This is a genomic window from Streptomyces sp. NRRL S-340 (assembly GCF_000720185.1).
In the GTDB taxonomy this organism is placed as follows: Bacteria; Actinomycetota; Actinomycetes; order Streptomycetales; family Streptomycetaceae; genus Streptomyces.
On the sequence record NZ_JOIY01000001.1, the window covers coordinates 174002 to 188772 of the forward strand.

Below are 14771 nucleotides of genomic sequence, written 5' to 3' on the forward strand. Positions count from 1 at the left end.
CACCACCATGCCCGCAGTCCTCGGACTGAACTTCCACCACGACACGGCCGCCGCGTTAGTCGTAGACGGCCGCCTCTACGCGGCCGAAGAGGAGCGCTGGAGCGGCGTCAAGCACAACCACCCCACCCGCAAGGGCACGCTCACCGCCCCGACCCGCGCGCTCCAGTGGTGCCTGGAAGCCGCCGGCATCGAACCGGAAGACGTGGACGCCGTCTGGGCCGCCTCCATGCGTCCCAACCCTGCGGCCGGCTGGTGGCTGGCCGAGGAGCGGGAGGAACTCGCCGCCCTCCTGCCCGCGCCGCTCGGCGAACACCTCCGCCTCCTCTCCCACCACACGGCCCACGTGCTCTCCGGCTACCTGCTCTCCGGGCACGAGCACGCCGCGGGCCTCGTCATCGACGCCGGCGGCTCCTCACTGGGCTCCGACTTCGGCCCGGGCCGGGAGCGCATCACCGGGTACGACCTGTGGCCTGATCGCATCGACCGCCTCTACCAGGGCATGCCCGGCGTCGTGCCGGGCCCGGTCGGGCCTCGGCGCGTCCACTCCTCCCTCGGGCACTTCTACCGGAACCTCGCCCGACGGGTGATCCCACCCGGCGACGAGCCCGAGGGCAGCATGATGGCGCTCGCCGCCTTCGGCGATCCCCAGCGCTACGGAGCACACGTCCGCGAACTGGTCCGGCTCGGCGACGAGGGCGAGATCCGCATCGATCACCCGTGGGGTTCAGCGGACAGCAGCACACCGCTGTTGCTCGATGGCCGGGCCTGGACCGCCGACAACGTCGCGAAACAGCCGGAACACAAGCGTGCCGACCTGGCCGCCGCCGTCCAGGAGGTCTTCGCCGAATCGGTCGTCCACATCGCCCGCCACCTGCAACGACTCACTCGGGCCTCAACGTTGGTGTTCTCCGGCGGATGCGCGCTGAACTCCCACCTCAACGGCCAGCTGGCCGCCGACAGCGGCTTCGACACGCTCTTCGTCGCACCTGCCCCGCACGACGCCGGCACAGCCCTGGGCGCCGCGCTCTACAGCTGGCACTACCAACTCGGGCAGCAGCGCGTTCCGGTGCCGACCGACGCGGCCTGGGGCCCCGACCCGGGCGCGCTGCCGACGACAACGGTGCCGTCTGGCTACCACGCATTGCCCCACTTCGGGCTCGGGCTGGCGCCCACAGTCGCGGCACTGCTCGCCGATCACCGCGTCGTCGGCTGGGTGCAGGGACAGCTCGAATTCGGGCCGCGTGCCCTCGGCCATCGCTCGATCCTCGCCCACCCCGGTCGCGCCGCCACGCGGGACCGACTCAACGCGATCAAGAAGCGAGCCGCGTACCGCCCATTCGCGCCGGCCGTCCTCGCCGAGCACGCCACGGAATGGTTCATGTCGGCGGGCGACCCCTTCATGAACCGTGTCGCCACCGTCCGACGGTGCCGAGCCGACCGCGTCGCGGGGGTCACCCACCACGACGGCACCGCCCGCGTCCAGTCTGTCGCCGCCGACCACCAGGGCCTGCGCGCTCTCCTTGAGCAGTTCCGCGACCTCACCGGGCTGCCGCTGCTGCTGAACACATCCTTTAACCGCAAAGGCACTCCGATCCTGCGGACCGCTGAGCAAGCCCTGGCGGCGGCGGTGGAGCTGCGCCTCGACGCCCTCGCCGTCGGGGACACCCTGCTGCTCGCCGACCACGTCCCCGATCCCCGTGCCGCGTCCCTTGGTACGAGGTGAGGCGGATGGACCCCATCGATCTCGACCACGTCCTGACCGTGCTCGGTGCCGCCGCATGGAGCCCGGACGAGCAGTCCCGCGCCCGCGTGGCCGCCGGCCTCGCGCTCACTGTCTACGACGGCCACACCCGCGACCAGGGCACGCCATACCTGGAGCACCCGCTGGCCGTCGTCGGGCTCCTGCGAACGGAGATCGGCGTCCGGCGCCCCGAGACCCTCATCCTCGCCCTCCTCCATGACGCCTTGGAGGTGTCCCCTGAGTCGGAGGCATTGCTCGTCCATCACCTCGGCGGCCCGTTCACCGCCCGCCTGCGTGCCATGACGGCCGACCACCGCCTCGAACAGCGCCCCAAGTCCGTCGGCGACGAGACCCGCTGGCGCGCCAAGCAGGCCGCGCTCCCGCCCGAGGATCTCCCGGTCCGGCTCGCCGACCGCCTGCACAACCTGCGCGACCTCGCCGCGTCCCCGAACCTCGACCGGCGCCGACGGTTGCTCCAGACCCTGGGCGATTTCCACCTCCATCTCGCTGACGCCGCCCGCGGCCTCGGCCCCCATCTGGAGACCATGCACGCGCTCCTCCACGCCGAGTACGTCCACTACATACAGGAGGTACGTCCGTGACACGGGTCGTCTACTCGATGGAGCCGGTCGGCCGGACCGGCGGCCGGGTCTACCTGCGGATGCTTCACGAGGTGACGGCCGACGACGTGGAATGGCGCACCGTCCCGGACCACAAGCGGACCTACCGGGTCCGCCGCTGGCGCAAGCTCCGCCACCTCGCCCGCCTGGCCCCTTCCATACGGGCGCTGCACGGCACCACCGGCACCTTCGTGTGGGACGACCTGAGCCTGCTGCTGTTCACGCCCGAGATGCGCGCCCGCACGGTGTTCCTCCTGCACCACTTCGAGCCGTTGCAACATGACTCCGCCCCCATCGAGGCCATGCTCTGGGAGCGGCTGTTCCGCGTTCTGCCGCAGTGCGCCGCCGTCGTGTGCGTCGCCCCGTACTGGGCCGACCAGCTCCGCGCCCGCGGCGTCCGCAACGTACGGGTGATCTACAACGCCTTCGACATGGCCGAAGTAGAGCAGGCACGCGGTTACGACCGGGCCGAGTGCCGCGCCGAGTTCGGCCTGCCACCCGACGTGATCGGCGTCTATGCGGGCAAGGCCGTGCACTGGAAGGGGACCGAGGAGGTCTCGGCAGCCCTGGCTGGCGTTCCCGGACTGCGGGTGATCACCAGCGGGAGCAACACCATCGGCCTCGACAGCGCGCACTACGACGTCGAGCGCGAGCGGTACCTGCGTCTGCTGCGCGCCTGTGACGTCGGTGTCTTCCTCCCGCGGATGCGGGAGGGCTGGAGCCGCTGCGCCGCCGAGGCTTTACTCCTCGGCCTGCCCTGCCTCATCCGCCCGGTGGCCGGCCTGGGCGACCTCGCCGCGCTGGCTGTCCAGCCGGCCCCGGACCTCCGCCGCCTCCCTGCACAGGTTCGGCAGCGCGCGGCGGCACCCCACACCGAGGCCAAGGCGGCGTACGAGGCCCTGGCCCGGTTCGACCTGACCTATTTCGGCGACGCCTGGGGCAACCTCCTAGCGCAGGTCGCCTGACCAGCGGCTAAGCCTGCGCGGCCAGCTTCTTGCTGGCGGCGTCCAGACGGGCCAGCACGCGGTCCCGGCCGAGCAGCTCCATGGACTCGAACAGCGGTAGTCCGATCGTCCGGCCGGTGACCGCGACCCGGATGGGCGCCTGGGCCTTGCCCAGCTTCAGCCCGTGCTTCTCGCCGACTGCGAGCAGGACGGCCTTCAGGTCGTCCGCCCTCCAGTCCACGACGCCGGCCAGCTCGGCGCGGGCGTCCGACAGGATGTCGTCGGCGCCTGCCTTCATCGCCTTGTTCCACGACGCCTCGTCCTCGACCGGCTCGTCGAGGAACAGGAAGTCCACATAGCTGGTGATCTCGGAAAGCAGCGCTAGCCGGGTCTGGGCCAGGGAAGCCGCCGCCTCGAAGACGTCCTTGTCGAACGCTTCCGGCCGCCACGGCGCGTACGGGGCAACGAGCCACGGCGCGCAGGCGGCGGCGAACTGCTCCGGCGACAGGGCCCGGATGTACTCGCCGTTGAACGCCGTCAGCTTCTTCACGTCGAAGAAGGCCGGCGCGGTGTTGACGTCCTCGATCCGGAAGAGCTGCTCCAGCTCCTCGTACGGTCTGATCTCCCGGTCGTCACCCGGGCCCCAGCCGAGCAGCATGAGGTAGTTAACCATCGCCTCGGGCAGGAAGCCCTCGGCGAGGTAATCCTCCAGCGCCACCTTGTCCCGGCGCTTCGACAGCTTCTGCCGCTTCTCGTTCACAATCACCGGCAGATGCGCCCACACGGGCGGCCTGGCACCGAGCGCCTCCCACAGCAGCTGCTGCTTCGGCGTGTTCGACAGGTGCTCCTCACCACGGATGACCTGCGTGATTCCCTCGTCCATGTCGTCCACGACGTTAGCGATGAGAAAAACCGGGGATCCATCGCCGCGGGCGATCACGAAGTCCTCGATCGCGCTGTTCGGGAACGCCGGCTCCCCGCGGACCAGGTCGACCACGACGGTCTCCCCCTCGTCCGGCGTCCGGAACCGCAGCGCCCGCCCCTCCTCGAAGGCCAGCCCCCGGTCCCGGCAGAACCCGTCGTACCCGAGGTGCTCCGACCCCGTGCGCTCCTTCAGCTGCTCCCGGGTGCAGTCGCAGTAGTACGCCCGGCCGGCCGCGAAGAGCTGCTGAGCCGCTTCTCGGTGCCGGTCGGCGTTATGCGACTGGAAGTACGGCCCCTCGAAGGCCGGGTCCTCACCATGGATGCCGATCGCCGCGAGCGCGCTGATGATGCCCTCGGTCCACTCCGGCTTGTTCCGGGCTGCGTCGGTGTCCTCAATCCGCAGGACGAACGTGCCGCCAGACTGTCGCCCCACCGCCCAGTTGTAGAGAGCGGACCGTGCACCACCGACATGGAACATGCCGGTCGGGGACGGGGCGAAACGAACGCGAACCGGGGCAGTAGACATGCGCACCAGGGTACCGACGCGGGCCCTCTTCCTAGGACCTGTCTGATAATCGATCTTGTGGTGGGTCGTGGTGAGCTGACGGATGCGGCGTGGGAGCGGATGGCGCCGCTGTTGCCGGGTGTTGACGGGCGGGGCCGTCCGTGGCGGGATCATCGGCAGGTGATCAACGGGGTGTTGTGGCGGTTGCGGACGGGTGCTCCGTGGCGTGACCTGCCAGAGCGCTTCGGGCCGTGGCAGACGGTCTATGAGCGGTTCGCCCGCTGGGAGGCGGACGGGACCTGGGCCCGCCTGCTCGAAGAGGTCCAGGTCCGCGACGACTCCGTCGGGGCCGTGGAATGGACGGTCTCGGTCGACTCCACGATCAACCGGGCACACCAGCGCGCCGCCGGCGCCCGCAAAAAGGGGTGTCGGCGGGGGGCGAACTGGAAGATCCGGAACGCACGGCGGCTGATCAGGCGCTCGGTCGGTCTCGCGGCGGGCTGACCACCAAGGCCCACCTCGCCTGCGACGGCCGGGGCCTGCCCCTGGCCGTCCTCGTCACCCCCGGCAACGTCAACGACTCCACTGCCTTCGACGCGGTCCTGGACGCGGTGAAAGTGCCCCGGACCGGCGCCGGGCGGCCGCGTCGCAGAACCGACGCGGTCATCGCCGACAAGGCGTATTCATCACGAGCGATCCGCCAGACGCTGCGGCGCCGGGGCATCCGGGCGGTGATCCCGGAAAGGGCCGGCCAGAAGGCCAACCGGATGCGGCGCGGCCGGGCCGGCGGCAGGCCACCGGCCTTCGACCGTGAGCTCTACAAGGCCCGCAACGTCGTCGAACGCTGCTTCAACCGGCTCAAACAGTTCCGGGCCATCGCGACCCGCTTCGACAAACTCGCCGCCCGCTACCGGGCCGGACTCCACCTCACAGCACTCATCCTCTGGCTCCGCGAACCGAGCAAAGATCATTTGTCAGACAAGTCCTAGGACCACCCAACGTGCGTCGGCACCGACGTCTTTTGGCCGTCCTAGCTACCTCTGTCTCGTCCCTGACGGCAGTGGCCAGCTCGGATCTGTTCAGCGCTCCCGGTGCCACCTCGTGCCGCGACTAACGAGACCTTGCGACACCACAACGGCGAGATCATGAGGTCATCCGATGGTGAGAAGACCGTGACCGCACGTAACACGTCTTAGCCGCAGGACTGGGGTAGCACTTTGGTGCGGTTATCCACAGGGCCATCGGTGCTGGTTTCCGATGGCTAGGCTGTGCCGCATGGCAACAGAAGCACCAGAGGTCGCAACGGATCTTGTACTCCGCACCGAAGCTCGCAGGCAGGAGCTGTCTTCCGCGCTCGATGCCAAGCAGCGCGCGAAGCTGGGCCAGTACTTCACACCAGCACCCGCTGCGGAATTCATTGCCTCACTGGCCCGGCTAGAAGCTGCGGATACGATTCGCATCCTGGATCCTGGTGCTGGCGTTGGCTCGCTCACAGCGTCCCTTGTGACACGGATCCTTCGCGATCTGCCCGGCGCACGGATCGACGTCACCGTCTGCGAAGTCGACCCTCAGTTGCACGACAGCCTGGTAGCCACGCTGGAAGACTGCGTCAATGCAGCACACGCAGTCGACAGCCACATCGAGGTGAACCTCGTGCGAGGTGACTTCATTACCTGGGCGACGGAAGCGGAAGGGATCTTCGGTGAGCGCCGAGGCCCGTTCGACCTGGTAATCATGAACCCCCCGTACAAGAAGCTCGCCGCCAACTCCCGCGAGCGTAAGGCCGTGACAGCCGCCTGCACAGAGACGTCCAACCTGTACTCGGCGTTCATGGCTCTCGGGACTCACCTGCTTGCGCCGGGTGGGCAACTGATGGCGATCACGCCCCGTAGCTTTGCCAACGGCCCTTACTTCCGGCCATTCCGTCGATACTTCCTTGATCGCATGCACATCGACCATGTACATGTATTCGAGGCTCGAAATAAGGTATTCGCCGACACGGACGTACTTCAAGAGAACGTTATTTTTTCAGCTACTCGCACCGACTCTCCCAACCGAGGGCCGGTCACGATTTCGAGCAGCCGCAGCTACTCAAGTGAGGTCCGCAGCCGTACAGTCCTTTACGAGGACATGGTGCACCCGTCAGATCCGGAGCATTTCATCCACATCAGCGCCGACGAGGAAGACGTCCAACTCGCCGCAGCCCATGCGAGCCTTCAAGCTACGCTGCCAGAGATTAGCTGCCAAGTATCGACAGGACGCGTAGTAGATTTCCGCAGCAAGGAGCATCTGCGACCTAATCCAGTTGATGGAGCAGTGCCCCTCATCTACCCCCTCCACATGCGTGACGGTGAAATCGCTTGGCCCGTTCCCGAGGCGAAGAAAAATAATGCCATCATGCTCAACGACGAGACCAGGAAGTTGACCTTCCCGCCCGGCCACTACGTCGTTGTGAAGCGCCTATCCTCCAAGGAGGAAAAGCGTCGCGTGGTCGCCGCAGTGTTCGATGCAGAAAACACACGATGTGAGCGGATCGGGTTCGAAAATCACGTAAATGTCTTCCATAGCGACGGCGCAGGACTTGCTCGCGATTTCGCCCGCGGCCTATGCCTTTGGTTGAATTCCACCCTCCTGGATCGCTTCATCAGGCGGTTCAACGGTCACACGCAGGTGAACGCAACCGATCTCAGAAATCTTCGCTACCCAAGCAAGAACCAGCTAGAGGCCATCGGTCGCGACTGGCCGCATGGGGCCTTGCCGCAACAAGAGAAGATCGACGACATGGTGGAGCACCACCTGCAGTAAGGGGCAAGCGCCGCATCGAGCCGCCCGCTCCTGGTGGCCACTGGCTGTTTCCCGACAAGTTGGCCGAAAACGTATCGGCCGATACATGCAGACAGGCGGGTCCCGTGGCAGCCCCGCCTGAAGCGCCCTGTAGGGTACCCCCGGCTTATGCACTCGATTGCCTGGGGAGGGCGAGCAAGTGACGAGAGAAGACCAGGAAAAAAAGCTGGGGGAAGCGAAGGAGATTTTGGCGGCTCTTGGGATGCCGCTAAAACAGCAGAACACCCGGACTGCCCTTGTGTTGCTCGCGATGTTCGACCTCAGCCCCACAGAGGATTGGGCAGAGGTTAAGGTCAATACTCTCGGAATCACTGAATGCATGGACTGGATGGCCGAGCACTATCCTGACATCCCAAAGGGCACGAAAGACCCGACCAAGTATGCGCCGAACAGTCGAGAGTCAGTCCGCAAAGAATCTGTGCATCAACTGGTCTCTGCGGGAATCCTTTTCAAGAACTCCGATGCCCCAGATAGGGCAACGAACGATAAGAATAACCGCTACCATCCTAGCCCGCTAGCTATAAAGGCGCTTGCCACCTTTGGCACGCCCTCGTGGAATGACGCCCTGCAAGAGTTCCATAAAGAATGGGGCAAGCTGCGTGAAAAGTGGGCTGCCGAACGAGAGGCTCATCGTGTCCCGGTCGTGCTTCCTGACGGCAGCATGAAGTCGCTGAGCCCCGGTGATCATAGCGAACTGATCCGAGCTGTCGTTGAATCCTTCGCACCCCAATTCACTCCTGGGGGCGAAGTCGTGTATCTGGGAGACACTGGGTCGAAGTGGATCGTCGAGAGACCGGAGTACCTCGCCGAGCTAGGCGTGACCGTAGACCCCCACGGCAAGATGCCAGACGTAGTGATCCACTACACGGACAGGGATTGGTTGGTGCTGGTCGAGGCCGTCACCTCGACCGGACCGGTCAACAGCCTCCGAGTTGCACAGCTCAAGGATCTCTTCGCCGGCGCCCGGCCGGGGCTCGTGTTCGTCACGGCATTCCAGACCAAGAAGAAGTTTCGGCAGTTCGCTGCCGATATCGCTTGGGAGACAGAGGTCTGGGTCGCAGAAGATAGCACGCATATGGTGCATTTCAACGGGGAGCGCTTCCTGGGCCCCTACGACGACTAGGCTGAATAGCGAGGGCCGTCCCGCATGTAGGCGGGACGGCCCTCAACGATAGATCGGCGACGACCTGCTCTCCCACGAGGTCCCCCTCGCAGTACCATCGGCGCTGGCAGGCTTAGCTTCCGGGTTCGGAATGTTGCCGGGCGTTTCCCCACCGCTGTGGTCACCGAAAATTTGCTGACACCCGCTCTCAGCAGGTGACTTCACGCCACGATCATACAGGTGCTCGAAAGTGCTGACGGCGAGCGTGGGCCAGTTTGACCTTGGCTAGCCACGCGCAAGCCCTGGCCCGTAGCCAGGCTGGGTCCCAGCTACCACGTGTGTCATGCATGCCGGAAAGGGTGTATGCATGAGGTCAGCGGCATGGCCGCGTGGTGCCCCGCACCCAGCGATTGGAGCCAGGTACAGGGCGCGCGCCATCCGCTACAGGAGTGCCGGCGAGTGCCTCGGTGATCAGCGAACGCATCGCCGCGATCACCTACTCGTCGCTGGGCCGCCATGAGTCGACGTGTAGGCGGAGCTTTGTAGAGGTCGCACGTTCCTTCGTCTGCTTGGGGCGCACGTTGGGTGGATGTCACAGCGCTCGCTAGCCCACTTGCCGTACCGGCGCAGATATCGGCACCAAAGGCGGCGCCTTACGGAAGAACTGCTCAAAAAGACGCTCATGGGGCATACGCCCCCGACTTGCGGGTCAGCACCGGGCGGCGCAAGCACCTCTCACATTGTGTCGTGTCCATACCGCAGGGTGCGTCATGGTCGAAAACTGGCCAACTGTGCCCGTAAGTAGGTGAGTTATCCGGCCACGAGCCCGCCTTCGTGCTTTCAGATAGCTACGCTGCATGCTTCCAGAGATCTTGTGACCCAGGCGGATCTGTCATGAAGGGGGAAGCTTGAGTACTCACCTGCGCTTTGCGCCGGAAATTCTGATTCGTCTGGGTGAGGAGCTGATCCCGCATCCCGACCTCGGCGTGATCGAGCTGGTCCGTAACGCGTATGACGCGGACGCGACGAGGAGCGTCGTCCAACTTCACAATGCCACGCAACCTGGCGGCACCCTCGTGGTTGACGACGACGGTGACGGCATGACGGCCGAAGAGATCCGCGAAGGATTTCTGCTCATCGGGAGGTCGTCCAAGCCTGGAACGCCAGACAGTCGCTCCAGTCGACGCCGGATTGGAGAGAAGGGCCTCGGCCGACTGGCGGCACTCCGTCTTGGGCGCCGGGTAGAGCTGGTGTCGCGTCCCCGCAGTGAGCCCGGCGTGGAGCACTCCCTGGTCATTGACTGGTCTGACTACGAAGCGGTCCGGTCCGTCGAGGAGGTGGAGCTTGAGATCGTGAGCCGCCCAACATCGAAGGCTGCTGGCACGTCGCTCACCGTTCACCGTCTCAAGCAAGGCTTCGACAAGGAGCAGATGGAGCGTCTCGCACGCGCCATGCGACTCCTCACTGGCTTCTTCAACGACGAGGTCACAAATTTCACTGCAACGCTTATCGCTCCACAATTCGAGCAAGTATCCAGCGCAGTGAACCACAGCTTCTTCGACGAATGCGAGTACAAGCTGGAGGCCCATCTCGACGAAGATGGATACGCGAGTGCTGTTCTTTATGATTGGCGAGGTCAGGTAATCACTCGGGGCGACCACATCGACGTTGCACCAGACACGAGCAGCGGACGCCTGCAATCTCCTCTCCGCTACCAGGCACCAGCCGCATCCTTCGAGCTGTGGATGTTCCTGTTGAACAAGCGGTCCTTCGAGCTTCGCGGATCAAAACGACGGTATACAGACCTGCGGCCATGGCTTCGAGTTGTAGGTGGTGTTCACCTGTTCCACCGAGGGCTACGCGTGCACCCTTATGGAGATCAGGGATTCGACTGGTTGGATCTCAACCTACTCCGCGCCCGCAGCCCTGAGCTGAGGCCATCAACGAACACTAGTGTCGGACGGGTATCAGTAGAAGACCCGGACGGACTCCTCATCCCTAAAACGGACCGGATGGGGTTCCAGGAGAACTCTGCATTTATCGAACTCCGAGAGTTTGCCCGGAGCGCCACAGACTGGGCAGCCAGGGAAAGGAAGAGGATTCGGGATAGCGAACGGCTAGGGAAGCCCGCACCTACAAACCGTAGCGAATCTGGCCCTAGTGCTCGGCATAAGCCACCGCACAAGGTTTCAACGGACCACAGCACAGTTACAGAGCATGAGGGACAGACAGAACTTCTTCCCCTGGCGCCGAGTCCCCTCGTCCGGCGACACGAACCAGTATTGCCGGTCGTCCCACTGGAACGCCTTCTTTACAGGTGGCTCGCTACCAGGGGCATCCTTTCCTCTGCGCTCGCGGCTCTCCCTGTAGACGAAGCAGTAGGCGCAGCAGAGAGTCAGGCACTCACCACCGCAGCATCGGCGATCCACAGCGAGAGTTTTGGAGTCGAAGCTCTGGATCTCAATGAGGCGGTCAAGCGCTCGCTGAGCGCTCTACGTCCACTACTGGAAAAGCAAGAAATTATCCTAATCGATGAAATCCGAGACGAGTCGATTCTTGTGGCGGGCTCCACCTCAGACCTGACCTCGATCGTCTGGAACCTATCCGCCAACTCCCTTACTTCTTTAGCGCATGCAAACGACCTTGATGTCCGAAATATTTTGGTGCGAACTGGCATTGCCGGAGATCGCGCAGTGCTAGAATTTTCGGACTCGGGCCCAGGTATCATCGACGTTGATCTCGCCGATATGTGGCGACCTGGCGTGACAGGTGAGGGGAGAAAGAGTACGGGCCTCGGGCTCACTGTAGTAAGGGATGCGGTATCCGATATGTGCGGTCGACGACCTGTGGTCGAGGAGGGTGACGTCTCAGCTGACGCTTACGGCGAGCTGGGCGGCGCGACGTTCCGTATTCGCTTTCCTATGCTGCGCGAAGGGTAAATGGTCAATCTGGCGGCACGTTGTTCCGGTCCGTTCCTACCTGGCGACCAGTGGCCAGTGCCCCAATGCGTGGCGAGTGCTCACGGTGGTAGGGCGCGTCAGTAAGGGTTCCGGTGGACCGACCGGACACGCACCAACGCACCAGAGAACGTCCTCCCGGCCGAGGAAGGCGACGGTTCGACGGCAGAGCCCCAATTGCGGAAGCCCGACCGTCCTTGGAGGCACTCCAACGTCTGCTTGAGGGCTGACCGCCCTCCCTTCGAAGCGTGAAAAGAAGCCGCAGTCCGACCAGTACCTGAGACGGGAAGTGTTGGCCCTGCTGGGAGCCATCTGGGAGCCAACCCGCTCCCTACGCCCCATCGAGGCCCACCAAGACCAACCGATCCGACACCTGTGACCTGCGCAAACGCCATCGAGGCTGGCAGCCTCAGCAACCGAACCTCATTCGGGACGAAGAGGTCGTGGGTTCAAATCCCGCCACCCCGACAGAGAAACACCAGGTCGCCAGCCTACTCACGTGAGTAGGCTGGCGACCTTCTTCGTCTGCGTGTCTATCTGCGTGACTATCGGTTCCCGCGTGTCTAACGCCGCGCCGCTGCGGATCGGTGCCGAAGATCCCGTCCATGACCACGGCGCCGGTCTGGATCACCCGCTGGATCTGCTTCCGGTAGACCTCCTCGGTCACGGCGGTCACGGAGTGTCCGACGAGCCGGGAGATCTCTTCCAGCGGGACACCCCGGTCGGAGAACAGAGACACGAAGCTGTGCCGCAGCTCCCACGGAGTCCACTCTCTAGAGTGACGTGCGGCACGGCGGCAGCTTCGCCACTCCCGTGCCCGAGACGACGTCGGCCTGGGCTGCGCCCGGACCGGAGTCCTGGTAGCCAGATCCTCCCGAACCTCCCCGCAGACCGTCACGTCGTCACGGATCGAGCTGAGAACGACGCCCTTCCAGCCACCGTCATCCTGCAGACAGAAATCCCTTCCGTTCCAGGTCGCGCGCTGGTGATTCAGATGCCGGCGGACTGCTCGGGCGGGACCGGCGTCGTCACTCCGACGTGCACAGCGCCCGTGGCCGACGGTGCGACCTGAGCCACACTCCCGTCCCTGGCGCTACGGGCGATGAGCGCGGGAGCGCCGGTTCCCGTTGGGACGTGACGCACAGACCAGCCCGCCGCCTCGAAGTAGGCCTGCACACGCGCCATCGCCTGAGCCATTTCTTCTTCTCCGAGCGGCAGGGTCGACCAGGTGTGGTGGACGAAGGCGCCCTCGGATTCTTGGTAGGCGCTCACTCCGTCTCCCTCCTGGGCTGGGGCGTGCCGCACGTGGAGTGCGTCGTAGATCCGGCTGGAGTGGGCGAGAGCCAGATGCTCGGCGTGCTCGTCGACCTGCGTGCGGTGAAAAGCCGTGGAGTCGGCCGTGGACTGATCACTGGCGCCGCGCGCAAAGCATGGTGAAGTCACGCCGATGGAGGCGAGCCCTTCACCCGTGGCTCGGTTCACCACACCGGTGATGGCGTCCATCCAGAAGTCATCGGATTCGGTGCGCATGTTCACATGGGGGAACGATTTGGACCAGTCCGCGTCCGACGACTGAAACTTGTAGCCCAGTTTCACCCAGGCGTCTCTGGCCTGCCGCACCAGCGACTTGGCCTCGCTGCCCGGGACTCCCGTCAGCTTGTATGCGAGACGCACCTGCAAACGATCATCAGGACCGCCGTCGTCCCGGGCAATACAGGCCCCCACCGGCGCGGGGCCGATACGCTCGAGTTTCGGTTTCGGTGACATGCCGTCCACCGCCTGGTGAATGATTTCCTCTGCGCGCTTGGTTGCCTGCTGCTCGTTCATCGTGACACGCTTCGGCGTTGCGGCGCCGTCTCCTTTCCCACCTTCGTGTGCCCCGCACGCCGTAACAGCAACCAGTGCGGTCAGCAGTATCCCAATCGACATCAGTTTTCGCGGCTTCACGGGGTCCCTCCGGTCACGATCTCCGCCATATTGTCCAGGGAATCACCCTCCCAGTACTGGGAGTGAGCAGGCATGGCCTTAAAGTGCCATCCGGGAAGATGCCCATTGCCTACTTTGAAGGTACGTCCACCGTACTCATCGGATGTCGGGTCGGTCCCGTACATTGCCGAGTGATCGTCGAAGAGGCGTCTGTATTCGTTCGGGTTCAGGGGGGCGAGATCCCCTGCTTGTGGCGGGGCCATATTCACGAGGTCGTTCTGAGCGGTTGCCGCCCAGACGTGGTCTGCAGGGATGTTCAGGTCCTTGGCATGATTGACTCCAGTGCCCGGGCTTCCGACCAGGATCGCGTTGTCCACCGGCAGGTTCGGGTGGTCGCGCATGGTCTCGCCGGCCGCAAGGGAACCGTAGCTGTGGCCCAGGAGAGTCGAGTTCGCGTGCCCTCCGTGATGGGCGGTTTCAAGACCAGTAAGAAAGTTACTCAACGGCTCGCGGGCGTTGTCGGCCCAACTGGTGTTGTAAGTCGCATCAGGTACCAGACTCTGCGGTGCGTCGTAGCCAAGCCAAAGGATCGACGCGGTCGAATGTGAGAAGTCCGTTCGCGCCGCTTTCCCCTGAATCGCTTCGGCCCTTGAAATGAGGCCGTCGACACCACTCAGATTCGCCGTAGTTCCCGGCACGTACGTCACCACATTATCGGCAGTGTCCGGATTTCCAATGGATACAACCGCATGACCGATGTTCTTGTTGTCGAATCCCAGCAGGTAAGGTCGCGTCCCCTCGTCCCCGGTGAAGTTGTTTCCGACCGGTGCTCCGCTCTGCCGCGGCGGCCTTGAGCTGCTCCCACTCGTCCCACGCCATGCGTGGCCCCTCCCCGTTTCTCGTCGTACGTCGCCGAGATGCCGTGAACACGCGACCGGAAGGCTGCGATAGTCGAAAAGCACAGTAGTAACGCTGCCTCGGGTGACCCATCCGTATCGGCCACCAGCCCGTCTGAGTACGCGTACTCAGACGGCACCCGGTTATCGATCGGACGGGGGGGGGGAAGCTGTCCGGCGGCACCGGGGTGTGTGCAGCGGGGGCGTGGCCCTGGGGCGCCGTAGTGCGAGTAGCCGGGCGTTGGGAGTGATGCTGGGGTTGTCCGACGTCGGCGGGCGACGGCGGCAACCGTGATCGCGGCTCCGAGGAGT

General features: G+C 64.7%; 10 protein-coding genes, 1 rRNA gene and 1 pseudogene. 7 read left to right on the forward strand and 5 right to left on the reverse strand.

The features are described from left to right. Positions 1-7 precede the first annotated feature (7 nt). The 3 genes from IG64_RS00730 to IG64_RS00740 are packed head-to-tail and all read left to right on the forward strand — an operon-like array spanning position 8 to position 3326. Positions 8-1723, forward strand: a complete 1716-nt coding sequence (locus tag IG64_RS00730; protein WP_037850664.1) for a carbamoyltransferase — start codon at positions 8-10, stop codon at positions 1721-1723. A gap of 5 nt (positions 1724-1728) precedes the next feature. Beyond that, entirely contained in the window at positions 1729-2343 is a 615-nt protein-coding gene (locus IG64_RS00735) for an HD domain-containing protein (protein ID WP_037850665.1), read from the forward strand. Continuing rightward, on the forward strand, positions 2340-3326 hold the full coding sequence (locus IG64_RS00740) for a glycosyltransferase (RefSeq protein ID WP_037850668.1): 987 nt from the start codon (positions 2340-2342) through the stop codon (positions 3324-3326). The genes IG64_RS00735 and IG64_RS00740 overlap by 4 nt, the downstream gene beginning before the upstream one ends. Positions 3327-3333: 7 nt before the next feature. Here IG64_RS00740 and gltX read toward each other — a convergent pair whose 3' ends face one another. Beyond that, positions 3334-4707 carry a glutamate--tRNA ligase gene (gltX, locus tag IG64_RS00745; RefSeq protein ID WP_234438342.1) on the reverse strand — a complete coding sequence of 458 codons (1374 nt, stop codon included), beginning with the start codon at positions 4705-4707 and terminating at the stop codon, positions 3334-3336. A gap of 147 nt (positions 4708-4854) precedes the next feature. Here gltX and IG64_RS38085 point away from each other — a divergent pair. From IG64_RS38085 to IG64_RS00760, 3 genes are all read left to right on the forward strand, one after another. Next, positions 4855-5723 (forward strand): IS5 family transposase gene (locus IG64_RS38085; RefSeq protein ID WP_420709865.1). Its coding sequence is split into 2 segments (ribosomal slippage): positions 4855-5161 and positions 5161-5723, totalling 870 coding nucleotides; the frame shifts between segments, so codons are not numbered across the junction. A 286-nt stretch (positions 5724-6009) separates the two neighbouring features. Continuing rightward, entirely contained in the window at positions 6010-7539 is a 1530-nt protein-coding gene (locus IG64_RS00755; RefSeq protein ID WP_051812230.1) for an Eco57I restriction-modification methylase domain-containing protein, read from the forward strand. A 178-nt stretch (positions 7540-7717) separates the two neighbouring features. Beyond that, positions 7718-8701, forward strand: coding sequence for a BsuBI/PstI family type II restriction endonuclease (locus tag IG64_RS00760; RefSeq protein ID WP_037850677.1), 984 nt, complete (start codon positions 7718-7720; stop codon positions 8699-8701). A gap of 51 nt (positions 8702-8752) precedes the next feature. On the opposite strand, the gene rrf is transcribed toward IG64_RS00760, so the two are convergent. Next, positions 8753-8869: ribosomal RNA gene (gene rrf, locus IG64_RS00765) — 5S ribosomal RNA — on the reverse strand. Between the two features lie 719 nt (positions 8870-9588). On the opposite strand from rrf, the gene IG64_RS38090 reads away from it, so the two are divergent. Further along, on the forward strand, positions 9589-11619 hold the full coding sequence (locus IG64_RS38090; protein WP_078883690.1) for a sensor histidine kinase: 2031 nt from the start codon (positions 9589-9591) through the stop codon (positions 11617-11619). Positions 11620-12211: 592 nt separating this feature from the next. Here the strand turns inward: IG64_RS38090 and IG64_RS42990 are convergent. The 3 genes and pseudogenes from IG64_RS42990 to IG64_RS38100 all read right to left on the reverse strand — a co-directional run. Then, positions 12212-12409: pseudogene (locus tag IG64_RS42990) on the reverse strand (site-specific integrase); the annotation flags it as partial. A 218-nt stretch (positions 12410-12627) separates the two neighbouring features. After that, positions 12628-13464: a hypothetical protein gene (locus IG64_RS00775; protein ID WP_234438334.1), complete on the reverse strand. Its 837-nt coding sequence runs from the start codon at positions 13462-13464 to the stop codon at positions 12628-12630. A gap of 116 nt (positions 13465-13580) precedes the next feature. Continuing rightward, positions 13581-14525, reverse strand: coding sequence for an alpha/beta hydrolase (locus IG64_RS38100; RefSeq protein WP_078883693.1), 945 nt, complete (start codon positions 14523-14525; stop codon positions 13581-13583). Positions 14526-14771 lie beyond the last annotated feature (246 nt).